The sequence below is a fragment of the Lysinibacillus antri genome (assembly GCF_003977595.1).
Classification (GTDB): Bacteria; Bacillota; Bacilli; order Bacillales_A; family Planococcaceae; genus Ureibacillus; species Ureibacillus antri.
Genome location: NZ_RYYR01000010.1, coordinates 120,550 through 145,733, shown reverse-complemented (window position 1 = coordinate 145,733; position 25,184 = coordinate 120,550). Strand labels below are relative to the sequence as shown.

Here is a 25,184-nt window from a genome sequence, read left to right as displayed (position 1 = left end):
CGCCCCCGCAGAAATCAACCCCAAATTATAATGAGGAACCCATTATTAGTTTTAAAAGCTCTAGTTTTATTACTGAGGAATTTTTATTAAAAATGTCGTTCCTTCACCAGGTGTACTTACTACTTCGATGTTGCCTTTATGGGTATCTACTATCCACTTTGCAATTGACAGACCTAAGCCATGTCCCCCCATTTGACGGGAACGGGATTTGTCTGCTCTGTAAAACCTTTCAAAGATATGATGTACATCTTCACTATTTATTCCGATTCCCGTATCCTGTATCGTAATCGAAAGTCCAGGTCCTTCTTGTGAAAGGGTAAGTTTTACTTTTCCGTCTGTCGGTGTGTATTTAATTGCATTGTCTAAAAGGATGTAGATCAATTGCGATAATCGTTCAGGATCTCCTATTGCTAAGAGTTCTTTTGGTGCATCTAAACTAATGGAAATTGTCTTTTTATTTGCGAGTGAACTTAGGGATTCTATCACTTTTTCCGCTACCTGTCTAAAATCAAACACTTCTTTTCGTAGCTCGAGTATATTCGAATCTGATCGTGCCAACGTTAACAAATCACTTATTAAACTGGTCATTCGTTTCACTTCTTGTTTCATGTTCGTTAACAGTTTCCCTGTAAAATCGTCTTTCTCAGGTTCTATTGTCATTTCCATTGCGTCAATGGAAGATTGTAAAACGGCTAATGGTGTTCGTAATTCATGGGACGCATCGGCCACAAATTCTTTTTGTCTCGTAAACGCATTGGAAATCGGGACCATTGCTTTTTGGGACATTCTTTGACTAATAAATATGGCTAATCCGATGAAGATGATTCCTAATACCACTAAGATCATAAGGACCCACTGAAATACTTGAGTGGCAAATGTAAAATCCCTTCCGATGTAGAGTGTCCCGATGATTTGTCCTTTATAAATAATGGGATGACCAGCGATGATTAAGCGAATGTCTTGTTCAATATCCGGGCGAAATTCTCCATGTTTCCCTCGCTCTTTTCGAATATCATCCAGGTGAATGGTTTCATAAAAAACATCTTCGTTTTTTGCAACTTTGCTATTTAATAAAGGTGTTAATGCTTGTTGTAGTCGTTTGTCTTGATTATTCTCCATCATGATTTCGCCATTTGGATTCATCACGTAATAAAAGGCTTGATTTACCCCAGTAAAAACGATTTCTTGACCCTGTGCTTCTCGTAAATCCTTCTTTTCATTTTCTAACAGATATCCTTCAATGACTTTAGATTCTTGCTCCACAAGGGTTTTTATTTCTTGTTCTGCATTTCTTGAAATGAAAAAGTGCAGAACACTATAAACGACGATAATAAAAAGTGAAAGAAAAAGGATGAGTAAGCCGCTATATATATACGTTAATCGTCTTTGGGTGCGACTGAACATATCTTTTCCACCTGGCTTGATTCGCCTAATAAACGAAAAAAGTTTATTATTCAAACTTGTAGCCCACCCCTCTAATACTTTGAATTAAGTCCTCTTTTTTGATTTTTTTTAATTTTTTACAAATTAATTTAACTGTCGCATCCACTGTTTTTGGTGCAACATCGGAATCAATACCCCATATGCGATCAAGAATCACTTCACGTGAAATGACCTGTCCTTTGTTTTGTAAGAGTAGATCTAACAACTGAAATTCTCTTGGACTTAGTTGAATGTCTTCATTCCCAAATCGGACTAGGTGACTTGCTCGATTAAATACTAAGTCTTTTATTTTAATTTCTTCCTCTACAATCGGCGCGTAATTACGGCGTGAAAGGGCTCTTAATCGTGCCAGAAGTTCATCGATTTCAAAAGGTTTCACGAGATAATCATCGGCTCCAGCATCTAATCCTTCTATTCGATCCTGAACGCTATCTTTAGCCGTAAGCATCAAAATCGCACCAGCGTAACCTTGTTTTCTTAATCGTTGACAGACCTCAATACCTGTCCCATTCGGCATCATCCAATCTAATATTAAAACATCATAGTGAGCATTATTGGCATAATAGTACGCATCCTCACCCTCCATCACCCACTCGACATTGTAGCTTGCCTTCTTTTTGAGCATAAAAACAATTAATTCTCCAAGTGAAATGTCATCTTCAGCTAGTAATATATTCATGGTCATGTCCCCTATCATTTCTCATTTGTTTGTCCATTATAATTGGAATCGCCATTAGATTGATACAAGAAAAGAAGCACCTAAGTCCTAGTGCCTCTTTTCCGATATCATCCGATTTTCAACTGTTCCTGTTTCAATTTATCGAGCTCTTTATTGACATCATCTTCATTGATGACCGTTGCTTCTTGTATTAATAGTGGTCTTGTAAAGTGTTTGCCCGCTTCGACTTCAGCTTCCATTAATATAATTCGATCTTCTGCTTGCGAAATTCCTTTTAAAATATTCCCTGTTTCAAATGAAGATGTTGTAGCTTGAATCCGTTTGATGGATTGAGCGACGTTTGCTCGTGAAGCTAATAAGACTTTTCTATTTTGTAATTCAACTAATGTTGTATTTAATTCGTTTACATGTGTTTTTAGTATACCTGTTTGATCTTGGAGCGCTTGATATTGTTCTACAAAAAAACTTAGCTGATTTTCTTGAATCATTTTTTCCTCAATAGCTAATCTTGCAATTGCCTCATCGCCATGTTCAATCGCTAATTTTGCCTGTCTTGTTCTTTTTTCTATTGTTGCGTTTACCTCTAGAATCAATGCCTTCTGTTTATTTTCCGCATAAATTTGGCGTGTCAGTGCCTTTTGCGCATTCGTTAGTTCCTGTTCTAATTCTCTTGTCATTTCATTCAGCATCATCATTGGATCTTCTACTTTATCTAACAATCCATTAATATTTGCTTTTGTGATGCGTTTTACTCTTTTGAAAATCCCCATATTATTCTTTCTCCTTGTTGTTGATCGTTTTTTCCCACTGATCTAAAATATCTTCATTTTGATTTTTCATCGGTCTATATGAAGTAGCTAAACTTGTATAAATAAACTGTTCCATTGAAGCATCTTTTGTTTTCTTGTTAAGCCATTTCATTAGAAATACAAGTACGATTACACCAATGATTAAAAATACAACTGTTTCGAACCACGGGAATCCCATATAATGATGTCCGTGCATAGCAGGATGGCCAAATGCTCTTGGTCCATGCCCATGCATTCCTGCAGCTAAAACTTTAAAACTTCCTCCCAATAGAAGTACTAATCCTACTATGACTGTCGCAGTTGTAAGAAGTGTCTTTTTTATTACTTTCATTTCTTTAACTCCTTTCTTTTTGATGTCTTTAATTTAATTCGCTTCGGTGAAATTTTGGTGAAAAGCAAATGGGTTTTGTGAGTTTCATTTATATAGGTAAGCGGACGAAATTTAAAAATTAATTTCAGTTTTCACCATTTTTTCACCATCGAGGAGTAAAGTAGCAATCAGTAAGACAACAAGGAGGAATTGAAAATGATCAAAAACAAACTTTTTGGATATGTAATGACAGGCGCTTTATCGTTAGGCGTAATTGGAGGATCAGCTCATGCTTTTGCGGCAACGGAAAATAATACGGATGCCACACCAGCTGTAGAGCAAGCAGTAAATGTAAAGGCTTCATTAGATGAGGCGACAAAAGAAAAGGTTCAAGCGATTATGGATGACCTTAAATCTAACTTAGCAACAATCGGAGTAGAACTACCAACAAAAGGTGGACATGGACCCCGAGGTGATTTTTTAGCTGATTTAGACGATGCGACAAAAGAGAAAGCTCAAGCTATTTTAGACCAAGAAAAAGATGGCTCTATCACTCGTGAAGAGGCTCAAACTCAATTGGCCGCACTTGGGGTCGAGCTTCCAATAAAAGGGGAGCATGGTCACCGCGGTGATTTCTTAGCTGTTTTAGACGATGCGACAAAAGAGAAAGCTCAAACAATTTTAGATCAACAAAAAGATGGTACAATTACTCGCGAAGAGGCTCAAACTCAATTAGCTGAACTTGGTGTTGAGCTTCCAACAAAAGGAGCTGCAAATGATTTCCTAGCCGGCTTAGATGCTAATACAAAAGAAGTAGCTCAAGACCTTATTGATAATGCAGAAGCACAACTAGCAGAATTAGGCGTAGACCACTTACCACTTAAAGGTTTTAAAGGTAGCAAAACCGAATAGAACTAGTATAAAACCCTTGATATAGTACATCTATCGGGGGTTTTATTTACATTTCTAAAGTAACATTCGCTATGTTAATAAACTGTTTCCTCATAAACAGCTCTTTAAATTATTTCAACCGAGTTATTCTTTGGTGATTTACCTTTCGTCAATTCCCCTTTTGAAAGATAGAAAATTTTGAGTAAGTTTGTTGTACTAGCAAATAATGTTCCTCCTCCATAAACAACTCTAAGAAAATCTATAATTATATGCTAAAGTAATATTATGTACTTAAACTATCTGTGGATGGCTTGAGAAATCTTATTTTATTTAGGTATCAAAGGAAAAGTAATCACTTTTTCGGTGGGGAGAGGAACTTTACCATGCAAAATGTAATAAAACGCAATAATGTGAAGGTTATGGGACGGGGAGAGCAAACTATTCTTTTTGCTCATGGATTTGGTTGTGATCAAAAAATGTGGCAATATATCGCACCTACATTTGCTATGAACTATCGAGTTGTTTTATTTGATTATGTCGGATCGGGAAATTCAGATATTACAGCCTATGAATCTGAAAAATATAATACACTTCATGGGTACGCTCAAGATGTGTTAGATATTATTGAGGAATTAAATCTTCAACATGTATTATTTGTCGGGCATTCTATTAGTTCAATGATTGGGATGTATGCAGCGATCCAGCGACCACAGTACTTTGATAAATTAATTATGATTGGTCCATCCCCTTGTTATTTAAACGACACAGATGGCTATGTTGGTGGATTTGAAAAAGAGGATATAAAAGAATTACTGGAAATGATGGAGATGAATTTTGCAGGATGGGCAAGCTTTATGGCGCCATTTGCCTTGAGTCAACCGGATGATGCTAAGTTAACGCAACAATTGAAAAGTGATTTTGTCTCTACAAACCCGCGTGTAGCAAGAGAATTTGCAGAAGTAACGTTCTTTTCGGATTGCCGTTCGAAACTACCATTCCTAAAAGTACCTACACTTATTATTCAATGTTCGAACGATAGCATTGTTCCAATAAAAGTAGGAGAATTTTTACATAAACATATCCAAAATAGTAAGCTTCTAGTTATGGATGCAAAGGGACACTATCCTCATATTAGTCAGCCTCTAGAAACAATTGAAATTATAAATGAATATCTAAATTAGTTTATAGAAGGAGTAAATCATGGATAAACGGTTAAGAAAGGCTCCCTGTGGTTTCATATCAATTAATCATGACTGTTACATTATCGAAGTCAATGATACCTTCCTTGAATGGATGGGCTATAAACAAGCGGATTTACTAGGAACACATATTGAATCTTTATTAAAACCAGGAACAAAAATGATTTTCCACTCTTATTTTTATCCAAATATTAACTTTAATGGATGCGTTGAAGAATTATTCATTAAAGTTAAAAATCAAGCTGGTGATGAGGTCCCTTACTTGTTGAATGCTAAAAAAGTGAAGCAAGGTGACAGCGAGATGATTGATTGTATTTTGGTTCAAATGAAGAGGCGCATTGATTATGAGCTAGAATTACGCGCAACGAAAAAGCAAATGGAAGAGGCCTATATCGAAAAAAATATAGCTTTTGAAAAATTAGAACAAATCTATCTTGAGATTGAAAAGAAACAAATTGAATTAATGGAAATTAACTCAGGTCTCGTCACAATATCGAATACAGATAAACTAACAGGCATTTCAAATAGAAGGTTCTTCCAAGAAAAGTTAGAACAACAAGTTGAATTGTATCGAAAAGAAGGAAAACCATTCTCTTTCCTAATCATTGATATTGATCACTTTAAAAAAGTAAACGATACATACGGTCATCAAATTGGGGATATTGTGCTTGTGAAGTTAGCAAATCTACTTAAAAATATCATGCACCCAGAAGATATTCTGTCTCGATTTGGTGGTGAAGAATTTACAGTGATTCTTCCTGCCACTAATATCGAAAAGGCCATTTCATTTGCCAAAAAAATTAACCAAGAAGTTGAAGAAGCAACTTGGCAAGAAACAGGAAGCTTAACGGTAAGTATCGGAGCAGCAACATTTACTGAGCAAGATACAGAAACATCGATTATCGAAAAGGCAGACCGCGCTCTCTATGCTTCAAAGGAAAATGGTCGTAATCGTTCAACACATTTTAGCGAGTTATAAAGATAAAACAATTCCCTTGCGACGAGGATAGTGACAATTTATTGTTACTACCGCAGGAGCACAGGTTTTTAGCGAAATTATATCATTAGAAGCATAGCTGTCCAGAAAGTGAAATACTTTCTGGACAGCCCCTTTTTAATTTCAATTTATAAATTACGCTTGTTTAAAATATCTTCAATAGAATTTGTCACTCGAATAGCCCGTGGTTTATAGTCGGAGGTATAAGTGACTGCACCTTGTCCACCTAAATAGAAGACTATGTTATTCTGTTCTTTGGCAAATTGATCTAATCTTTGCAGCAGCTGCGGATCTGTTGTAAACGGGATGGTCGTTGTAGCAGATAATAACACCACGTCTGGCTTTAGTTTACATACTAACGATTCAATTGATCCTGGTGCAGGTGAACTTCCGATTAATTGTGTTTTCCATCCTTTCATCATAAATTGCAATAGGATTAAATGTAGCGGCACTTCATGATGTTCATATGGTAAACATGCACCGAGAACGAATGGAGCAGCTTCTCGATATTGATAATTACGTCGAATTTGGACCAAAAAATCCCTCACAACTAGGCTTGAGACAGATTCCTGATATTCATTCCACTCTCGATTCTCCCACCGTCTCCCTATTTCCTTTAAAAAGGGCACTACAATTTCTCTTAAAAAACGATCTAGCCCCAGATGATGATACGCTTCTTTAAGAATTAAATTGATTTCGATTTCATCACAGTGACTCCCTTTTTCTAAAAGCCGTAAAACATACTCATTCCATTGCTCATAATTAAAGGAATCCTCATTTCCCTTTAATTTTGGAACTTCCGGGTCTTCCTCAACCTCATTTACAAGAAGCATAGCTTGCTTGAGCGAATGACCTTGTTCCGAAAGTGACTTGATTTTCAAAAGCGTTTTAACATCCTCTTGACTATATACTCGATAGCCATTTTCCAATCGCCTTGGTTGAATAATCCCATAACGTTCTTCCCATTTTCTAATCACTTGTTTCGATAATCCTGTCATATCTGCAACTTGTTGAATTGCAAATACTCCCTTGTTACCGGATTGAATCATACAATTCATCCCCTTAATTACTTGTCCAAATCCTTGTAGGCATACTTTAGTATAACGAATACGCGCGTTTTGTAAAACGTTATCAATACAAACTTTATACAACTTGAGTATAGGATTGATTATTATTTTAACAGATTCGACTGTATAAAGTCTATCCAATTTAGTTGTACAAACATTTGACAGTAAGGGTTGTCTGCAGTCATAATATATTTAATTGAAATTACAGAACTATAAAAATAAAGGAAGTGGCATCGTGTTCTTAGCTTGGCAGGAAATTAAAAGAAATAAACTACGCTTTATCTTAATTACTGGAATTTTAATGCTTGTTTCTTATCTTGTATTTTTTCTCTCCGGACTTGCAACTGGTCTAGCTAGTCTAAATAGAGAGGCGGTCGATAAATGGGAAGCATCCGCCATCATCCTTACCGATGATTCGGATAAAAGCTTATATCAATCATTCATGTCAGTTGATTTACTTAAAGAGATTAATGCAGAAAAAACAGCTGTTATTGGGCAGCTAAACGCAATTGCTAGTAACAAAGACAAAAAGCAAAATATAGCTCTCTTTGGGATCAATAAAGAAGAATTTTTAATGCCCAATGTGATCGAAGGAAGGGCTTTTGAAAACGCGAATGAGGTGATTGCGAATGATTCACTGAAAGATGAAGGATTTAATCTAGGTGATCAATTGTCTTTATCCTCTAGTGACCAAACTTTAACAATTGTTGGATTTACAGATGATGCTCGTTTTAATGCCGCACCTGTTCTTTATGCAAACCTTTCAACCTACCACCAAGTTAAATTTGGTGAGATGGCCGATCAAAATAAAGATCAAATCAATGGAATTGTTATTCAGGATGATTCGATTTTAAACCTTTCCCTAAATGATGAACTGGAGACCATTGAAATTGAATCATTTATTGAGAATTTACCTGGCTATACGGAACAGAAACTTACTTTAAATTTCATGATTTACTTCCTGTTTGGCATTTCCTCTATTATTCTAGCGATATTTTTGTATGTATTGACGGTACAAAAAATTAGTATGTTCGGTGTCATGAAGGCACAGGGGATTTCTAGTTCCTATTTATCTTGGTCTGTAGTGGCACAAACTTTAATCTTAGCGTTCATTGGGACGGCGGTAGGATTTATCATCACACTCATTTCAGGTACTTTTTTACCAGCAGCCGTTCCTGTCTCGTTTGATTTGACCTTAATGATAATCTATGGGCTCATCCTAATGGTTGTTGCCACTGCTGGTGCTGTTTTCTCCGTTTTAACCATTGTACGAATTGATCCATTGAAAGCGATAGGAGGATAAATCATGACCGTATTAGAATTACATCAAGTAAAAATGAGTTTTGGTAGTGGCAATAAGACCGTACATGCCTTAAAGGAAACAAATTTCCTCGCCAACCAGGGGGAGTTAATTGCCATTATTGGTCCATCAGGTTCTGGTAAAAGTACCTTCCTCACAATTGTGGGTGGGTTATTATCACCAACTTCAGGTAAGGTCGTTATCAATGGTCAAAATCTCACTGCTTTAAATGAAAAAGAACGTTCCCAAATCCGACTCAAGGAAATTGGATTTGTGTTACAGGCGTCGAACTTAGTGCCCTTTCTTTCTGTAGCGAATCAATTGAACCTATTAGATAAAGTAAAAAAAGGGAATATGTCGAAAAAGGAACGCGATCAACTTTATGAGGACTTGGGCATTGCTGATTTACTCATGAAATATCCTTCTGACTTATCCGGGGGGCAACGGCAGCGTGTAGCGATTGCGAAAGCTTTATATAGTAATCCTTCCATTATTTTAGCAGATGAACCTACAGCTTCTCTTGACTCTGAACGTGCCTATGAAGTGATGGAGCTATTGAAAGAAGTAACAACGCAGAAAAAAACAACAACCATTGTCGTAACGCACGATATTCGACTTGTCGACTATTGTGACAAAGTATACAAAATGACAGATGGCGTCCTTACAGAAATCGAAAAAGATAAGAAAAGTCCACAAATTGCAGGAGAATATAGTCACCTATCCTAATCAAAACTACTAATGAACTATCAATTTGCTTTTAGAATAATATAAACATACAAGAGGCTGTCTAATAAGTGCTTATAAATTGTAATAGTAGCTTTAGAAATGATAAAAATTCGCTCGATTACTATATACTAACAGGGTTTCGAAAAAGGTTGGCGTAGTGAGCGGACTAAGCACACAAGCCGCAAAGCCACGTTGCACGTGTCTTTACGACTTGTCTTAGTGCTTTGTGTAAGGTCCGCTCACATATTAAAATGCCAGCTAATATTTCTTGATTTAGTTCGCGGCTTACAGTGGTAGGCCGCGTTTTCTCCATTTAGGTTATACTACTAGTGTATTCTTATATCCTATTGTTCTAAGTAGCTTGTTGATTGAAGCGAAGGTGCCCACACCAAAGCGTCCACCGTAGCGGAAATCAACAGACTCCAAAAGCAAAAATGAGGTTGGGACATAAGTAGATTTTTTTAATGAATTCGATTTTACGATTATTAAAATTTGGATAGTTTTAAAAATGGATTGGAGTGAAGGGGCGACTCCTGCGGGAATAGCGTGAGCCTTGAGACCCCGCAGGAGCAAAGCGACGAGGAGGCTCAAGCCACGCCCGCGGAAAGCGTCCCCGTAACGGAAATCAATTTTCTCTTTATCAAAAACCACCATTTTCCATAAAAGAAAAATGGTGATTTTTTGTTTTGTCCCAGCCTTTTTTTACTTTCAGGATAGCCCCTCTCTAAAAACAGTCACTGCAATCTTTCTGCTTATCTGTACAATGCATACAAAATTGATCACTGTGTTTTTTATATGGTTCCACTTCTCTTAAAAGTTGTTTCGCTAAGGAGTACCTTCCTTCCCAATACGGGTTTTCCCTAACCTTTTCCTCAGCTAAAAGCATTTCAGCTCTTATAGATTTGACTAGTTGATGTAATTCCATTGTCGGTCTCCTCCTACTAGAGTTTTTGAATAGTCCGCTTATCTATTTATCTACAGTTAGAGCATACCAAACCTTTTCTTACCTATCTATTAAAATTCATCTCAAATACATCTATTTTTAAGTTATCCTATTCCATTAGCACCTTCCATTTATTTTTTCTCTGGCTTATTTTTTATTGCATACTTTTTTAACTCTTGTAGCAATTGCTGTTGTAAAAGCATTGCGGAATCAAAAATCATCCCATAAACAAACTCCTGATTACTTTGCTTTTCCCAGACCAATTCCCCAACAAGATGCATTGGTTTATCACAAATTACAAATTCCATCTCTATTCTCGTATTCGGTATAGGCAATTTAAATTTCGTTTGAATTTTTGCTCCTTTTAAACTCATGTCTAAAATTTGAATCTCGCCCTTCTTACTCTTCACGTCTTTCCCACTAATTTTTAAAATAATAAATGTCGCTGGAATAGGCTGATTAAAGATTAAGCGGAAACCTTCGTTACGTTTGAAATTTACTCGTTTCTGATCCTTCATATAACTAGTTACTCCTTTATACTTCAACTGATAAGGACTCTAAGGGCTTCGAAAGATAAACCTCATCCCAAAACCTATTTAACCTTTATTTTCATTTCAGTTAATAGCTCTAAAATTTCTTTAAATAAAATCAACTCTTCCGACCCAATACTATCTATTTTCTGTTTAATAAAATCTTTTATTTGATTTTCTACATTCGATATACTTATTTCCAGATTTAATCCATTAGTGCAATCTTCATAAGAATGATCCATTAATTTTTTTGAGCTAATGTTACTTATTTCCATCTCCACCATCTCCTTGAGAAAACAATCAAGGTTAATAGAAAATTCTCTATAAACTTCAAAAGTTATCTGAATTATTTACTACCCTCTTAAAGCTGCTATATACTACATCTCTTTTAACTTTCCTTATTTCCATCGTTATCTTCAATGTAAATCTAGTTGATAGCAGTCTTTTAGTGCTAAAAATTTTATTTCAGATCACATAAAAGGTGTTTTCACTAGGTATATTTTCCTTATAATTTTCTACACATTTTAAACACCAAATAATCATTAGTTAATAAGTTTTATAATAAAAATATTAATCAATATTTTTATAGAAATATATAGGTATTTTTTCCTTTTAATGAAGATATAAGTAGATATAGGATCAATATAGCCTCCCTCATAAGAAAGAGTAAGTCTATGCAAAAAGACCTTCACACTCCTCATTAGGGATGGCAAGGTCTTCAAATCAAGCTATAGGTGAACGGTTGTATCATATAATTGGAGTGATTGGGTTGCTATTTTTGAAGTGTATGAATTAATCTCCTCAATCACATCTACAAGTGTTTTAATATTATTCCCAATTAAATCTATTTGAATTTTATTTTCATGCACAGAGTCTACGATATTATTAAATGTTTGTTTCATTTCAAAGGAACTTTCTAAACTAACCGTTACAATCTCTTTAATGTTCTTTGTTGTCTCTACTGCATTTCTTGTTAGGGTTGCTGAATCTTGAATTAATTCCGTAATTTGTTCAACTGATTGTTTTGATTGATTTGCTAGCTTTCGAACTTCTTCAGCTACTACTGCAAAACCTTTTCCATGAGTCCCAGCTCTTGCTGCCTCGATCGTTGCATTGAGTGCGAGAAGATTCGTTTGATCGGCAATTTGTTTAACCATGGAAATGATTTGATTAATTTTTTCCGAAGAATTTTTTAGTTTAAAAACAAGATGTTCCATTTCATCCGTTCTTTTCGATACAACACCTATTTGATCTTCTAGCCGCTTCACTAAATTATTCCCGCTATTTGCTTTCACTTCGATACTATTTGCTTGAATAATATTCTTTTGAGTATTCTTTTCAATTTCTGATGAATAGTCAATTACTTCTTTTACAGAGCTGTTTGTTTCTTCTGATACTTGCGCAAGATTTTGACTGAGGAGAGAAAGGTTATCTTTCAATTCATTTTTTACTTGTTCATACTGGGCATCCCTAATTCGAATATTTTCTTTTTCGTATTCTTCTAAGACAAGTTGAGTTTCAAAATTTATTAGTTTTGAACAGAGTAGCATTGCTTTTTCGATATTTTCCTTTGACCACTTACTCCGATTAAGGATGTGAATGATGGTTCCTAATATTCGTTGAAATGCCCCTATATACCATTTTGGTAAGAGTCCAATTCTAAAATGCACACGAGCAACTCGCAATCTTTTTTCGATAAATGCATCGTCTATTTGTCCGGAAAACATTTCGATAATATGAGATTCAAGCGTTTTTCTTAATCGATCAACGGTGCTATGATCTTCAATTATTTTTTTCAAATGAGGGATGGAGCTTAACGCGTTATAAAAGGTATTAATTATTTCACCAATATTCTCTTCAATATAAGGCTTAAGCGTAACTAATGATTTTACGTCATCCTCTGTAAATTCAATTAATGTCAGTTGCTCAAGTAATCCAAGGTGACTGTTCGTTTCTAATATCGATATAGCTTGATGATCAATAGATGCCCAATTTGGTTCCTCAATTTGCATTTTTTTATTCGTCGAAAAAAACAACCCCATACATACTTCCTCCTCTAGCTAAGCTAATACCTTACTTAATTTCCTCTTATTTATAACAAATGGAATAATTAATGTCAAATGTTTGTATAATGTATTAGTTATAAAGATTGTACAAATAGATTTATTGGGTTTATAATGTATTTAATATTATTAGGGGGATTGTATTGATGAATTGTAAAGCGTGTTTTCCCGGAGACATAACATATAAAATTAAATTTATGGGAGAGAAAAACAGTATTTTTATATCTTTTATTCGTCATTATCTTACAGGTAGAAAACAACTTATTAAACACCAAGGAAATGTGCTAATTGTAAAAGAAGAGGCAGTTCCTGGACTAGTTGATTTTATTTTTGATCATATGCAATATTCAGAAGTTTATTTCGCCTTAGATGATAATGTTTGGAGGCCAATTAAAGAGATTACGACAATATTTGAATTGCAATGGGTAGATCAAATTATTACAAATCAGCTTGTTACAACGTTTGCTCAACCAATAGTCGATCGAAATGAAGAAGTTTATGGTTATGAAATGTTGTCAAGGTTTAAACGTGACGACAAGGAAGGGTATCTTGCTCCTTTTGAAGTGTTCCAAGCAGCCAAAATTCGTAATCGTATGTATGCATTGGATAAGGTTTGTAGAATGACCGCTGTGCGAAATGCAGCAAAACTTCAAAAGAAAGTATTTATAAATTTCATTCCTACTGCTATTTATTCACCGCAACATTGTTTAAAATCGACTGTACAATTAGCTCAAGAATTAGGAATTAATCCTTCATTATTTGTTTTTGAAGTTGTGGAAACAGAAGAAGTTGAGGATATGGACCATTTGAAAAATATATTGATGTATTATAAAGAAAAAGGATTTGAATACGCATTAGATGATGTGGGGGAAGGTTTTAGTACCAAGGAAGTGCTTGAAGAATTAGCGCCAAATTATATGAAACTTGATATGAAGTATGTACAAGGTGTATCCAATGATCAATCGAAACAATTAACTGCTAAAAAGTTCTTAAATTCAGCCAAAACGGTAGGATCCGTACCACTAGCTGAAGGCGTTGAATTAAGAGAAGATTTTGAATGGCTGAAAAAAGAAGGATATCAGTTATTTCAAGGTTACTTATTTGGCAAACCAGCACCGATCGTATAAGTGTACAAACATTTTACGTAAAGTGAATAAGTAAAATTGCGGGAAGAATGAGGCGGAGATTGATGCGTTGAAAAAGAAGAGAGAATTTCTAGAGTAATAGAAAAGCCTAATTCTTGTTTTAACGCATCATATTCTATGTTTTTCACTCTAGATGGAATCGTCAAATCTCTAGCACTACTCGTATGACCTGTAATTGTAATATTGCCATTAATCTTAGTGTAAATATAATCGCCCTCCATTCTTTGGGAATGTCAAAAAAACAAGCAGCAGGCACGTCACCTACTACTTGTCCTTATAAACATTCCCTACTTAAATACTATTTCTGCCCCTTCACAAACATCATCGACACCTTTTTCCCTAGATGAATCGATGGAACCTCTACTAATCGATATACAATTCCCGCAGCGAGGATGGATAATCCGATGGCGAGAACAAATGCCCACACCATTGGGATTACTTTTCCTAGTACAATCGTTGTCACCATGATGACTGGAATATGCACTAAATATAAGCTATATGAAACTTTCCCTAGCCAAAGAATTGGTCTTCTTGTTAGCCATTCGTCAGCTAATTTCGAATTTAAGACGAAAATAAATAAAATTAGAATGCCGAATAACGCGATGATTTGTGGCATTTTGTACGATGCAATCCCAATCATATAAAGCATTGATTTCGCATTGATCAGTAAAATCGCGATGGCAAAAACGATAAATTTTATGAATGGATGGGTTTTCTTTAAAAATGAAAACAGCTGGATGTATTTCGCTAAAAAACTACCTGCAAAGAAGAACAGACTGTACCAAACTGTTTGTCCAATGTTCCCCGTAACGATGGCATATTTTCCAAAGTCCACTGTGTTGTTAATATAATTTACACCTACATAACACAGTGCCCATCCAATAAAGATGACAAAAAATGATTTAAAGAAATTCAATTTATAAATGATGTACGCGACAAATGGAAAAATGATCGAGATTCGCATTTCATGGATTAAAGACCACACAACCCCATTCACGTTCGTAAGTTCATAGTTAATCATTAATATGTACGCAATAACAGCAGACTTTGTTACATCATGATTCCATCGAGCCTCGTAATGGGCGCTTAACCCCGTGCTATCTTTATATTCCATAAAAACGATAGCAAGAATTGTCGATACGGCCATCATAACGATATACGGTATGTAAATTCTAAAAAAACGTTTTGTAATATAAACGGTGTATCTTTGCTGTTTGCCATTCAGCATTGGTAATGTTAGTACAAATCCACTTAAAACAAAGAATAATAAAACCGCTTCATTACCGGACCAAAGAACTTTCAGCGGAGATAAGGTTAAAAATTTAATGAATTCATTTTCAAATTGAAAGTTAATCGCATTAGCAAAGACGACAAACGCAATTAAACAGTGAAAAACGACAACAATTAATGCGGAGATCCCTCGTAAGGAGTCGAGTGATTCAATTCGGTTCGCTTTCATTTATGTAACGACTTCCTCCCATAAGTAAGCATTTACCTTAAAGACTATCATGTATCACGCACCGAAGACAATATTCACTTGTTCGAAACGAAGCAAAATTTTTTCACTATAAGGAAAGTTTGATGCATTTTGTAGAAACTTTCCTGATTGAGGAACTTTCTCTCTATTATTACATCCTATATAATAGACAATTCTGGCAGATTAATAGCCAAAATTTGAGGAATATTAGCCAATTTCAGCTTATTATTAGTCAAACTCGCAACAATATTAGCCAAACTCCGCGCAACTGGATTTCTCCTCGAAACTCTACTGCTTGTCTTGCATTATATGGTATGATAGGTTGCGTAAATTTGCTTTAAAGAAAGGTATGAATGCTGTATGAAGTATGTCACGATCATGGATATACCCTTTTTACATATTACCCAGCAAGGTTTTGTCGAATTACTTGAACAACGCATTAAACAACAAGAAAAAACTTTTGTGGTGACAGCGAATCCGGAAGTAGTAATGAAAGCTAATGAAGACCAGCAAATTATGAATTACATTAAAAAAGCAACCTATGTGACGGCGGATGGAATTGGGGTCGTGAAAGCCGCGCAAATTCTCGGGGATTCTCTACCTGAGCGTGTGACAGGGTTTGATACGATGGTCAAGCTATTGGAACGTGGGAACCAATTGCACTATAAAATCTATCTGTTAGGCGCACAAAATGAAGTTTTACAAAAGGCTATTCAAAAAATCAATCAAGACTACCCGAATATCGACATTGTCGGACATCAAGATGGCTTCTTTGATTGGACGAAAAATGATATTGCTCAGCAAATAAAGGAAACAACACCGGATCTAATTTTTGTCGCTCTCGGTGTACCTCGTCAAGAAAAATGGATTTCGGAAAATCTCGACCAATTTTCACATGGCGTCTTTATCGGTGTTGGTGGTTCTTTTGATGCCTTAACTGGAACAGTGAAACGTGCACCTGTTATCTTCCAAAAGTTAAATCTGGAGTGGTTTTATCGTTTAATCAAACAGCCAAGTCGTTGGAAACGGATGCTTGCTCTTCCCCTCTTTGCATTAAAAGTATTTAAGCTTAAAGCTACTGGTCAGCGAGGGTCAAAATGAGTCAGTCAACATTTGTCAAAAGCACGATTATTTTAACGATTGCGACCTTACTTTCCAAAATATTAGGCAGTATTTTTCGAATTCCATTGCAAAATATTGCCGGGGATGAAGTTTTAGGAATCTTTAATTTCGTTTATCCCGTCTATATGGTGGCACTGTATCTTTCAGTAGCCGGAATTCCGTTAGCGATTTCAAAACTAATTGCGGAAATGCGTGCCAAAAATGAGCCAGATAAAATTCGCGAAATCTATGTAACGGCAAGTATTCTTGCTTTATGTTTTGGGATACTAAGCTTTACCGTGATTTATAGTTTTAAATCAACTATTGCCAATGCGTTTGGTGGGCCTTCTTCGGAAATTTCACTTGTCGTTGTCGCCCTCACATTGTTAGTTGCCCCTTATATGGCTGTTTACAGAGGATTTTTCCAAGGGTTTGGCAATATGGGACCGACTGCAATTTCCCAAGTAATTGAGCAATTAGTACGTGTATGCCTAATCCTGATCATTTCGTTCATCCTTGTTCAAATGGATTACTCGAATGAATTGGTTGCAGGCGGTGTGATGATTGGATCTGTGATTGGCGCACTCGTTTCATTGATTTACCTACGAATGAAGTATGCACGTTCAGATATCAAAGTAACAGCGACGAAAAAGTATCGTTTTTCTGATTTTTCATCGTGGAGTAAAATTATTTTAAAATTATCAATCCCTATTGCGATTGGGTCCGTTACGATGGCATTATTTAATCTCGCCGATTCCTTTACCGTTTCCTATGGGTTAAAAAGTTTAGGCGTTCCTGCCAATGATATTAACGCTTTATTCGGTGTTTATGGCCGCGGATTGGCGTTAGTGCAAATCGCAACGGTTTTTGCCTCATCGATTATTTTGCCATTAGTGCCGTTAATTACTGAAAAATTAGCCGCAAACAATGTGGCAGGTACACGTTCCATTATTGAGCAAACACATCGCTTAACACATCTTATTTCTTGGCCAGCTGCACTTGGTTTACTTGCGCTGACTTTGCCACTAAATTTAAGTTTATTTACGAATTTGGAAGGAAGTACGATGCTGGCAATCATTAACCTAAGTTCGGTATTTACATCATTAACGATTGTAGGTACAGGAATCTTACAAGGGATGAATGCTTCACGAATTGGGGCAATCATTATTCTTGCTGGTGTTCTTGTGAAAGTCGTTGCAAATATCGTCTTCATTCAAGCGTTTGGTTTAGATGGAGCTGCGTATTCAACGTTACTTGTGTACTTCTTGCTGTTTGTGACAAATACAATTTTCATCTTTAGAAAAATTCGCTTTACAGTCATTACAGCGAAAATAGCGAAAATGATTGTGGCTTCAATTGTAATGGGTGCGGTGATTGGCGTTCCTACGTTTATGCTGGATATAGCAAATTGGTCAAGATTAGTGGCTCTTTTATATGTGGGAGTTGCGATTATCATTGGTGGTGCCGTTTATTTTGCACTGTTATGGGTAACAAAAGGAATAGATCGAACAGATATGAAACAGCTCCCGATTATTGGGAAAAAGTTTTAGGAGGAAGAACAAAATGTTTAAACATCAAAAATGGCTGTGGGGGGTCGTAATTCTTTTACTCATTATTTCCTCCCCCGGCCTGATCAATCGCTGGAATGTAGAAACCGCGAGCAATCATTATGAAATTATTATACCGTATGATGAAATATTAATTACCGCACAAGAAATGGATCGTCCTATTGATAAAGTCCTTGAAACATTAAAAGACGCAGGACTAACAACCGTGAGCCTTGAGTCTGTTTCAGTGAATGATTTAAAGGATCAAAAAATTGTTTCCGTTTATGATGAAGCCGAATTCGCAAAGTTGCTAGAATTTGTAGCGTCTGAGAACACTATAGTAGAAAAAGGATATTATATTACAATTCCGGAAGATCTACGTCACCAACAATTATTATCCGATATTTCGGATATCGAGATGGTAACGTTTGCCGAAAAGCCTTTCTACTATTTACCATCAATGAGCGACTACTCTATTAATACACCAATTGGCTACGATACAGTGGCCATTGATACAGTGACCAACCATGGATTTATGCTTACATTACGCTACGAGAACTCAGCAAATGAAGAATTTAATGAGAAAACAGTCGAGCAATTACTAACTTTGAAAAATGATCAGATTTCTGGCTTACTTCCCTCAGGTGAAGAGATTCTTGGCTTTGGACAAGGTGCCCGAGATGTGTGGATTGATGAACTAACAAACGCGGGTTACTTTTTCTATACAATTGAAGGCAGCAAACTAAAGGGAGAAACGAACCTAGCACGAGTAGCGGATTATGATATCGTTCGATTACTAAGTATTGATGTTAATAAGGAGAAAAAATTAACGCTTTCCGAAACGGTGGATCGTACAACACGTGCGGTGAAAGAACGAAATATGAAAGCGATTTTTTACCATATTAAAATGTCAGGTAAATCGGATCCTAACTTTGAAATAAAAAAATTAATCAACCCTAGCTTAAAAATTAGCGGTACAGCAGAAGAACATTTAGAGCTGGCAACATCTTACTTAAAAAATGTACAAGAAAGAATGCCGAACCAGTTTGTTTTAGGCTCACCAAAATTATTTGATAAAGTCGTTGTCCCATCTTGGGTAACTGGACTTGTTTTATTAGCAGGTGTCTTATTTACATACCTTGCAGCAGGGATTTTCAAAAATAATAAGCTTCGTCTATTAGGTGCTCTTGGGATGCTAGCGATAGCAGCGGCTTACTTTATTTTAAATCGTCTTGTTTTCCTACAAGGATTCGCGTTAATCATTGCCGTCATTACGCCGATTTATGCAGTCATTACATCCGCAAATGGCTCTACGAAGATTGGCAAGATTGCCCTTGAATATTTAAAAGCGGTGGGTATTAGTCTTATCGGGATTGTGATCATTATCGGTTTATTAAACGGTAATGGCTTTATTACTGGATTTGAAACGTTTAGAGGGGTCAAATTAGTCTATGTTATTCCGATTGCTGGAGTTTTAGTGTATGCTGCATTCGTCATCAAATCGATGTTGTCAAAAGATGGTGTGCGAATTACGGATGCTGTGAAGTTGCTAAATAAAGACGTCAAATATTGGCATTTATTAGTTTTACTTGTTGTAGCAGCAATTGGATACTTCTATATTAGTAGAACAGGGAATTATGGTGCAGTCAGCTCGGTTGAATTAACAGTTAGACAATGGTTAGAAGACACATTGTATGCCCGACCACGTACGAAGGAATTTTTAATCGGTTTCCCATTCTTCGTATTAGCATTATATGTGATGGGAATTAGCCGTAAATGGGGTGTCGGGTTACTCGTGCTTGGAGTCATTGGATTCCTTTCAATGGTCAATACATTTACGCATTTACATATTCCAATCTCGGTTTCGTTACTGCGTTCATTCTATAGTGTGGTCCTTGGATTCATCGTGGGACTTGTCTTTATCGCGATTTTCAAAGTCGGTTACCGCTATAGCGCAAAATTGAGAAAGGAATGATTGTTCATGCATGTCGTGTTGTCTGGCTATTATGGATTTGATAATGTAGGCGATGAAGCCATCCTATTTTCAATTATCCATGCACTTAGAAAATGCCAAGAAAATATTGAAATTACTGTACTGTCCAATAATCCCCCGGAGACCGAGAAAACGTACGGGGTGAAGGCGGTCAATCGGTGGAAGTTAAAAGAAATTCGAGACGCGTTAAAAAATGCGGATGGATTAATTAGTGGCGGTGGTAGCTTACTGCAAGATCAAACCGGTATGAAATCCATCCCCTACTACACCGGCATCATGCAAATTGCGAAGATGTGTAAAAAACCGGTGTTTGTGTATGCCCAAGGAATGGGGCCGATTAATTCGGGGATTAGCAAATGGATTACTCGAGCTGCCTTAAATAAGGTGGATCGAATCACGGTGCGCGATGAGGATTCAAAGGCGCTTCTTACTACGATTGGTGTGAAGCAGCCTGTTTCCATCGTTCCGGACCCGGTAATTGGACTGGATCACAGTTCGTTTCACAGTGAGTGGTTGGAAAGCAATGTGACGAAGCCTTATATTGCAGTGAGTGTAAGAGATTGGCCAACTGCAGTACCGTATAAAGAAAAAATTGCACAGGCTTTAGATGAATTGGTTCGAAAAGGTGAAACGGTTCTGTTTGTTCCGATGCATGGTGAGCACGATGCAAAATCTTCTCGAGAAGTAGCGAGTCTGATGAAAGAAATGAGCATGGTCTCCCCTGCTGATCTATCGTTAGAGGAGAAAATTACAATTATTGGTGGGGCGCGGCTATTGATTGGGATGCGCCTGCATTCATTAATTTTTTCGGCTATCTATTATACGCCGTTTATCGCGATCTCTTATGATCCAAAAATCGATGCATTCGCCGATATTGCTCAACAACCAGTAATTGGTCATGTAGAGAAGGACAATTGGGATGGAACACGATTAGCGGATCAAGCGATGGAACTACTTGAACAACGAGATATGGGCACGGTGGTTTTGAGAAATCGTGTAGAGCCAATGCAAGCCGAGGCACTTCTAACGGCGAAATTAGCATTGGAGACATTTGCATAGATACTAAAGATAAAACCCAAGGCACTGGTGATACAGTGGCTTGGGTTTTTTTTTGGGATGGGGGCGGTTGTTTCTGCTTATGGGCACTTGCCTCTACTTGAGGGCGGTTACTCTCGATTGGGGGCGCTTGCCTCCATTTGAGGGCGGTTACTCTCGATTGGGGGCGCTTGCCTCCATTTGAGGGCGGTTACTCTCGGTTGGGGGCGCTTGCCTCCATTTGAGGGCGGTTACTCGCGATTGAGGGCACTTGCCTCCATTTGAGGGCGGTTACTCGCGATTGAGGGCACTTGCCTCCATTTGAGGGCGGTTACTCGCGATTGAGGGCGCTTGCCTCTTTTTGTTGTTATCGCTTAATACATAAGTAGTTGATTTTCTTGCTCCAATTCTTCCAATGCTATTTGCCTGTATCATCCTTTTAGCTTCATATCTATTTCTTAACCTCAAAAACCTTAATGTTTCTTGCATACTTATCGTATTGCTAATCAACATCCCATAATCCTTTAAAGCCTTTTCATGGGCCTTCATGGAAAATCTATCACAATGTGTACAGTACCAAGTGCGCGTCATTCGTTGCATTGGGATTGTACCACATTGAGGGCATTCAACCCCCTCCACAATATGCATTTTATCAATCCCGTAATAATCGCAAAGCGGAAACTTGTTCCATTGTTCGTGTCGACTAATTAAGATTTCTCCTAGTTTCAATGGATCTGCATAATTTTTATTGATTTGAAGTGACCATAGATAGCGTAAATACTCATTTCCAACTTTCACTGGGAATTTCGTAGGTGGTTTTTTAATTGCAGCGTTGTTAAATGGAAAAACAATGAGACCATAAATCGGGATTTTTATTCGATACGCTTCAAATAAACTATTTAACCCAAACATATATTGCTCGATTTGTGACTCAGGATTTGTATAAACTCTTTCAATTCCATCTTTCTGACATACTACTTGTGAAGGATGGTCTGAAAAGAAAAGTGACCCATTCCAATTTTTCACTTCCATTATTAAGCACCAACTAGGAGAAATGACAAGAACATCGATTTGGGTTTCTACTTTCGAGATGAATGATACATTGTGGAGTACTACATGATTTTTGGGAAGTTGACTTGAGGTGAGCTTGTCCATTACTTTTTTCTCAGCAAGATCCCCGGCTTCCTGTTTGTTCAGGTCATCATTGATTTGCTGGAATTTTTCATGTTTGCTCGGTAACCTTTTCTTCAATGCTTTTAGTCCAAGGGTTAGTTCGTACATTTCAAATGGTTTTAAGATCAATTGCAATCCCCTTTCGTTTTTGTTTCAAAAGTATCAAGTTTCATTACAACTGTGAATGTTTTTTCTGAAACTTTTTATTTGGGGGAATTTCATCAATCAAATGAAGACTTTCACGTTTAGCACTAACAAAAGTTGGAAACTATGTACATTAAAGGGGGGAGATGGATGAAGAAATCAAAACATTTGTCGCTTACAAAAGAAGATTGGCTACTTGGAATCATTGGCTCTGCAATGGTTGTGATTGTTATTCAATTTTTTATTTCTTAAGCTCCTCCACTGGAATTGATCTGAACTGTCTGAACCGGATTCTTCCACTCTCCCTACCTCCCCAAAAAAATTTAAGCACCTTCGATTTTACTTGTTAAAATCGAGGTGCTTATTTTTTGTGCAAACTATTCATGATGTCGGTCCTTTCGTTGCAAATCCCGATGTTGTTCGGGCAACTTTTTCTTTCCCGCAATGCACGCTGCTATACTTTATTACTTTTCCTTGCATCACGTTTACGTCCAATGCAGTTTGGCTTTCTCATCTAGTAAGTCGTAAAAACGTTTTTCGTCACGCTTCTCAAGAGCTTCATCAATAAGGCGATCGAGATTTAATTCTTCTAGATGACGAATCATTTTTTTCACTTCGGATTCTTCTTCATCTTTCGGTAAAAGGTTGACGGTTTCTTCTTTTGTTGAGGCTTTCTCCAAAATCGGTGATAAATGCTCATGCACGTTTGATATCAATAACAACTGATACAACGGCATCCGAATAAAGCGATTGCCACGCTGGAATACAAAAATTTCCGACATGTTTTCAATTTGCTTTGTTTCTAAATTGACAATCATTTCCTTCCCTTCAACCGGTACGAAATGGTAAAGCTCATCATCCTTTACAATGGAAAAATATTGATACGCAAAAACTAAACGAAGATTTTTTCCATTTACTTTCGTGTAAAAAGGTTTCATAAATTGCACTTGAATCATACAATCCCCTCCTAAATGGAAGTTTTCAGATTTTTCTAAATTTTAGCACAAAAATTGAAATTCACAAAGAAAGCAATTCGGAATTTTTCGAATCATTTTCTGATTTCATGAAGTTTATGATTCATGATGGGGTTTCATTCAGGAATTTGTGACAGTTCCCTTACTTTATTATACGAATCAAACTGTATATTAATGCTATAGTCCCCATACTTTTCTTGTTTCAAACTTCTCGTTTTGCACTAATTTTAGCGATAATTGTATTATTTCATCTCACAGATCTAATCCAGATCGCTAATTCTTTTATGATTTCTTATGCAAATTTATGTAGCCCTATTCCTTTACTGTTCCATCAGGTTTATTTCTTCTCTTATTTAAATAGTACAATTGTGACGTTGGTGAAGTGTGGATCGTTAATGCATTTAAAATATTATGAACTGCCTTAGGATCGCTTTGTCGTATCAAAATTTTTAATCTGCCCTTTTTAAAATCAAATATTAACTTTTCATATGCATACCCATTCACTTCAATATAGCCAATTTCCTCATAAATGTTAGAAGAGGAGAACTGAAGTCGGCGTCTCTGCATGGGGTTGTCTAAAATGGTAAGTGTCCATTGAAATGCAGAGTATTTTGCTAAATAATTGCCCGATTTGGGTATTGGAACTTCAATCATTACCAAATGTCATTCCTCCATTTCAATTTACTATTCTATTATTCATTTTACAATATTTCTCTATTTTTTCACAATTCCCTTCGTTCCGACAAATTTCTTCTAATTAGTGACATAGAGAGGTTATTTATTGTATAATTTTTACAAATATTTGTAATAAATTGGAGGTTGGATAAATGAACTTTGGAAGACTTTTAAGAGAGTATCGAGAAGATGAGTTAAACATTACACAAAGCGAAGCAGCTTATCAACTAGACATCGTTCCTAGTACATATTCCAATTATGAACGTTGCGATCGATCAGTTCCAATTGCGTTGTTACCAAAAATTAAAGAAGCTTTTAACATTCCAGACGAGCAATTTTTAAACATGATTCTCGATAGACCACACAACCGAAAGAAATTATCTGCAGAAGGACTTGCCATGCAAACGAAAGAATTGCGTGAACGATATATTACTAATTTTGGTGAATCATACTTCGACTTAATTCAACAATCTCCAGAGCTCCGACAACTACTTGGGTTTATTCATATATTGGATGTAAAAAAGAGAAAATTACTGTTAAACGCATTAAGATCCATTTTATTGGTGTACGATGATATGTTAAATAAGGAAATAGAAGTAGACATTTCTGCAGTCCGTAAAAATGAATCATATGTAGAATTAATCCAACAATCTCCCGAGCTACAACAGCTACTCACATTTATTGATACGCTAGACGTAAAAAAGAAAAGATATTTAATCAATGCTATAAAATCCCTTTTAATTGTATATGATGATTTGATAGAAAAAGAGTTAGAGATTGCTGGCCAAAGTTAACGCTATTGAATATTTAGATTTAAAGGCTTCATATCAGATGTACGGAATAAAAAATTTCAAAAAACGTAAACCAGTTTCATAATCCTTTTACTTATCATTCCTATTCTTTCAAGTTATAATGAAAGGACAGTCTTTTTTTGCGGGCATTTTTTTAATGCATCTGCAAATG

24 protein-coding genes are annotated in these 25,184 nt (G+C 36.3%); 11 read left to right on the top strand and 13 right to left on the bottom strand.

Translation table 11 applies throughout. The features are described 5' to 3' along the window. Window positions 1-69 precede the first annotated feature (69 nt). From EK386_RS09655 to EK386_RS09640, 4 genes are all read right to left on the bottom strand, one after another. A complete protein-coding gene (locus EK386_RS09655; protein WP_246027637.1) occupies window positions 70-1,404 on the bottom strand; it encodes a sensor histidine kinase in 1,335 nt (444 codons plus the stop codon). Between the two features lie 46 nt (window positions 1,405-1,450). Then, window positions 1,451-2,122, bottom strand: a complete 672-nt coding sequence (locus tag EK386_RS09650) for a response regulator transcription factor (protein ID WP_126658953.1) — start codon at window positions 2,120-2,122, stop codon at window positions 1,451-1,453. 107 nt (window positions 2,123-2,229) lie between these two features. Beyond that, window positions 2,230-2,892 carry a PspA/IM30 family protein gene (locus EK386_RS09645; RefSeq protein WP_126658952.1) on the bottom strand — a complete coding sequence of 221 codons (663 nt, stop codon included), beginning with the start codon at window positions 2,890-2,892 and terminating at the stop codon, window positions 2,230-2,232. 1 nt (window position 2,893) lies between these two features. Beyond that, window positions 2,894-3,262, bottom strand: a complete 369-nt coding sequence (locus EK386_RS09640) for a hypothetical protein (protein ID WP_126658951.1) — start codon at window positions 3,260-3,262, stop codon at window positions 2,894-2,896. Window positions 3,263-3,457: 195 nt separating this feature from the next. Here EK386_RS09640 and EK386_RS09635 point away from each other — a divergent pair, with 195 nt between their 5' ends. The 3 genes from EK386_RS09635 (at window position 3,458) to EK386_RS09625 (ending at window position 6,310) form a co-directional block, all read left to right on the top strand. Continuing rightward, window positions 3,458-4,153, top strand: a complete 696-nt coding sequence (locus EK386_RS09635) for a hypothetical protein (RefSeq protein ID WP_246027636.1) — start codon at window positions 3,458-3,460, stop codon at window positions 4,151-4,153. Window positions 4,154-4,515: 362 nt separating this feature from the next. Next, on the top strand, window positions 4,516-5,313 hold the full coding sequence (locus EK386_RS09630) for an alpha/beta fold hydrolase (protein WP_126658950.1): 798 nt from the start codon (window positions 4,516-4,518) through the stop codon (window positions 5,311-5,313). Between the two features lie 19 nt (window positions 5,314-5,332). After that, window positions 5,333-6,310 (top strand): sensor domain-containing diguanylate cyclase, encoded by a 978-nt coding sequence (locus EK386_RS09625; RefSeq protein ID WP_126658949.1) that lies wholly within the window; start codon window positions 5,333-5,335, stop codon window positions 6,308-6,310. 146 nt (window positions 6,311-6,456) lie between these two features. On the opposite strand, the gene EK386_RS09620 is transcribed toward EK386_RS09625, so the two are convergent. Continuing rightward, on the bottom strand, window positions 6,457-7,377 hold the full coding sequence (locus tag EK386_RS09620; protein ID WP_126658948.1) for a MerR family transcriptional regulator: 921 nt from the start codon (window positions 7,375-7,377) through the stop codon (window positions 6,457-6,459). A gap of 253 nt (window positions 7,378-7,630) precedes the next feature. On the opposite strand from EK386_RS09620, the gene EK386_RS09615 reads away from it, so the two are divergent. Both EK386_RS09615 and EK386_RS09610 read left to right on the top strand, forming a co-directional pair. Further along, window positions 7,631-8,698, top strand: coding sequence for an ABC transporter permease (locus EK386_RS09615; protein ID WP_126658947.1), 1,068 nt, complete (start codon window positions 7,631-7,633; stop codon window positions 8,696-8,698). Window positions 8,699-8,701: 3 nt separating this feature from the next. Next, the gene (locus EK386_RS09610) at window positions 8,702-9,421 is read left to right on the top strand and encodes an ABC transporter ATP-binding protein (protein WP_126658946.1); all 720 of its coding nucleotides are present in this window, start codon (window positions 8,702-8,704) and stop codon (window positions 9,419-9,421) included. A gap of 724 nt (window positions 9,422-10,145) precedes the next feature. Here EK386_RS09610 and EK386_RS09605 read toward each other — a convergent pair. From EK386_RS09605 to EK386_RS09590, 4 genes are all read right to left on the bottom strand, one after another. Further along, window positions 10,146-10,346, bottom strand: coding sequence for a hypothetical protein (locus EK386_RS09605; protein WP_126658945.1), 201 nt, complete (start codon window positions 10,344-10,346; stop codon window positions 10,146-10,148). Between the two features lie 149 nt (window positions 10,347-10,495). Beyond that, complete coding sequence (locus EK386_RS09600) at window positions 10,496-10,882, bottom strand: PilZ domain-containing protein (protein WP_126658944.1); 387 nt, start codon at window positions 10,880-10,882, stop codon at window positions 10,496-10,498. Window positions 10,883-10,956: 74 nt separating this feature from the next. Further along, window positions 10,957-11,169, bottom strand: a complete 213-nt coding sequence (locus EK386_RS09595; protein WP_126658943.1) for a hypothetical protein — start codon at window positions 11,167-11,169, stop codon at window positions 10,957-10,959. A 453-nt stretch (window positions 11,170-11,622) separates the two neighbouring features. Further along, window positions 11,623-12,936 (bottom strand): globin-coupled sensor protein, encoded by a 1,314-nt coding sequence (locus EK386_RS09590; RefSeq protein WP_126658942.1) that lies wholly within the window; start codon window positions 12,934-12,936, stop codon window positions 11,623-11,625. A 167-nt stretch (window positions 12,937-13,103) separates the two neighbouring features. Between EK386_RS09590 and EK386_RS09585 the strand changes: the two genes are divergently transcribed. Continuing rightward, on the top strand, window positions 13,104-14,084 hold the full coding sequence (locus EK386_RS09585) for an EAL domain-containing protein (protein ID WP_126658941.1): 981 nt from the start codon (window positions 13,104-13,106) through the stop codon (window positions 14,082-14,084). A 316-nt stretch (window positions 14,085-14,400) separates the two neighbouring features. Here EK386_RS09585 and EK386_RS09580 read toward each other — a convergent pair whose 3' ends face one another. Further along, a complete protein-coding gene (locus tag EK386_RS09580; protein ID WP_126658940.1) occupies window positions 14,401-15,561 on the bottom strand; it encodes an acyltransferase family protein in 1,161 nt (386 codons plus the stop codon). A 378-nt stretch (window positions 15,562-15,939) separates the two neighbouring features. Between EK386_RS09580 and EK386_RS09575 the strand changes: the two genes are divergently transcribed. Genes EK386_RS09575 through csaB form a run of 4 tightly spaced genes read left to right on the top strand, consistent with a single transcriptional unit; the run spans window position 15,940 to window position 21,279 of the window. Continuing rightward, a complete protein-coding gene (locus EK386_RS09575; RefSeq protein WP_246027635.1) occupies window positions 15,940-16,680 on the top strand; it encodes a WecB/TagA/CpsF family glycosyltransferase in 741 nt (246 codons plus the stop codon). Then, window positions 16,677-18,230 (top strand): putative polysaccharide biosynthesis protein, encoded by a 1,554-nt coding sequence (locus tag EK386_RS09570; protein ID WP_126658939.1) that lies wholly within the window; start codon window positions 16,677-16,679, stop codon window positions 18,228-18,230. Before EK386_RS09575 ends, EK386_RS09570 begins: the two co-directional genes overlap by 4 nt. A 13-nt stretch (window positions 18,231-18,243) precedes the next feature. Continuing rightward, window positions 18,244-20,202, top strand: a complete 1,959-nt coding sequence (locus tag EK386_RS09565) for a DUF5693 family protein (protein WP_126658938.1) — start codon at window positions 18,244-18,246, stop codon at window positions 20,200-20,202. A gap of 6 nt (window positions 20,203-20,208) precedes the next feature. After that, the gene (gene csaB, locus EK386_RS09560) at window positions 20,209-21,279 is read left to right on the top strand and encodes a polysaccharide pyruvyl transferase CsaB (protein WP_126658937.1); all 1,071 of its coding nucleotides are present in this window, start codon (window positions 20,209-20,211) and stop codon (window positions 21,277-21,279) included. A 267-nt stretch (window positions 21,280-21,546) separates the two neighbouring features. On the opposite strand, the gene EK386_RS09555 is transcribed toward csaB, so the two are convergent. The 3 genes from EK386_RS09555 to EK386_RS09545 all read right to left on the bottom strand — a co-directional run bounded on the left by EK386_RS09555 (window position 21,547) and on the right by EK386_RS09545 (window position 24,206). Next, window positions 21,547-22,557, bottom strand: coding sequence for a nuclease-related domain-containing protein (locus EK386_RS09555; RefSeq protein WP_126658936.1), 1,011 nt, complete (start codon window positions 22,555-22,557; stop codon window positions 21,547-21,549). A gap of 500 nt (window positions 22,558-23,057) precedes the next feature. Then, window positions 23,058-23,528, bottom strand: a complete 471-nt coding sequence (locus EK386_RS09550) for an IDEAL domain-containing protein (RefSeq protein WP_126658935.1) — start codon at window positions 23,526-23,528, stop codon at window positions 23,058-23,060. Between the two features lie 330 nt (window positions 23,529-23,858). Continuing rightward, window positions 23,859-24,206 (bottom strand): hypothetical protein, encoded by a 348-nt coding sequence (locus tag EK386_RS09545; RefSeq protein ID WP_126658934.1) that lies wholly within the window; start codon window positions 24,204-24,206, stop codon window positions 23,859-23,861. A 167-nt stretch (window positions 24,207-24,373) separates the two neighbouring features. Here EK386_RS09545 and EK386_RS09540 point away from each other — a divergent pair, with 167 nt between their 5' ends. Continuing rightward, entirely contained in the window at window positions 24,374-25,015 is a 642-nt protein-coding gene (locus EK386_RS09540; RefSeq protein WP_126658933.1) for a helix-turn-helix domain-containing protein, read from the top strand. Window positions 25,016-25,184: the final 169 nt, after the last annotated feature.

Excerpts from the sequence above, each read along its gene's own strand:
- EK386_RS09655 (WP_246027637.1), bottom strand. The coding sequence starts at position 1,404 with ATGTTCAGTCGCACCCAAAGACGATTAACGTATATATATAGCGGCTTA.
- EK386_RS09650 (WP_126658953.1), bottom strand. The coding sequence starts at position 2,122 with ATGAATATATTACTAGCTGAAGATGACATTTCACTTGGAGAATTAATT.
- EK386_RS09645 (WP_126658952.1), bottom strand. The coding sequence starts at position 2,892 with ATGGGGATTTTCAAAAGAGTAAAACGCATCACAAAAGCAAATATTAAT.
- EK386_RS09640 (WP_126658951.1), bottom strand. The coding sequence starts at position 3,262 with ATGAAAGTAATAAAAAAGACACTTCTTACAACTGCGACAGTCATAGTA.
- EK386_RS09635 (WP_246027636.1), top strand. The coding sequence starts at position 3,458 with ATGATCAAAAACAAACTTTTTGGATATGTAATGACAGGCGCTTTATCG.
- EK386_RS09630 (WP_126658950.1), top strand. The coding sequence starts at position 4,516 with ATGCAAAATGTAATAAAACGCAATAATGTGAAGGTTATGGGACGGGGA.
- EK386_RS09625 (WP_126658949.1), top strand. The coding sequence starts at position 5,333 with ATGGATAAACGGTTAAGAAAGGCTCCCTGTGGTTTCATATCAATTAAT.
- EK386_RS09620 (WP_126658948.1), bottom strand. The coding sequence starts at position 7,377 with ATGATTCAATCCGGTAACAAGGGAGTATTTGCAATTCAACAAGTTGCA.
- EK386_RS09610 (WP_126658946.1), top strand. The coding sequence starts at position 8,702 with ATGACCGTATTAGAATTACATCAAGTAAAAATGAGTTTTGGTAGTGGC.
- EK386_RS09605 (WP_126658945.1), bottom strand. The coding sequence starts at position 10,346 with ATGGAATTACATCAACTAGTCAAATCTATAAGAGCTGAAATGCTTTTA.
- EK386_RS09600 (WP_126658944.1), bottom strand. The coding sequence starts at position 10,882 with ATGAAGGATCAGAAACGAGTAAATTTCAAACGTAACGAAGGTTTCCGC.
- EK386_RS09595 (WP_126658943.1), bottom strand. The coding sequence starts at position 11,169 with ATGGAAATAAGTAACATTAGCTCAAAAAAATTAATGGATCATTCTTAT.
- EK386_RS09590 (WP_126658942.1), bottom strand. The coding sequence starts at position 12,936 with ATGGGGTTGTTTTTTTCGACGAATAAAAAAATGCAAATTGAGGAACCA.
- EK386_RS09585 (WP_126658941.1), top strand. The coding sequence starts at position 13,104 with ATGAATTGTAAAGCGTGTTTTCCCGGAGACATAACATATAAAATTAAA.
- EK386_RS09580 (WP_126658940.1), bottom strand. The coding sequence starts at position 15,561 with ATGAAAGCGAACCGAATTGAATCACTCGACTCCTTACGAGGGATCTCC.
- EK386_RS09575 (WP_246027635.1), top strand. The coding sequence starts at position 15,940 with ATGAAGTATGTCACGATCATGGATATACCCTTTTTACATATTACCCAG.
- EK386_RS09570 (WP_126658939.1), top strand. The coding sequence starts at position 16,677 with ATGAGTCAGTCAACATTTGTCAAAAGCACGATTATTTTAACGATTGCG.
- EK386_RS09565 (WP_126658938.1), top strand. The coding sequence starts at position 18,244 with ATGTTTAAACATCAAAAATGGCTGTGGGGGGTCGTAATTCTTTTACTC.
- csaB (WP_126658937.1), top strand. The coding sequence starts at position 20,209 with ATGCATGTCGTGTTGTCTGGCTATTATGGATTTGATAATGTAGGCGAT.
- EK386_RS09550 (WP_126658935.1), bottom strand. The coding sequence starts at position 23,528 with ATGATTCAAGTGCAATTTATGAAACCTTTTTACACGAAAGTAAATGGA.
- EK386_RS09540 (WP_126658933.1), top strand. The coding sequence starts at position 24,374 with ATGAACTTTGGAAGACTTTTAAGAGAGTATCGAGAAGATGAGTTAAAC.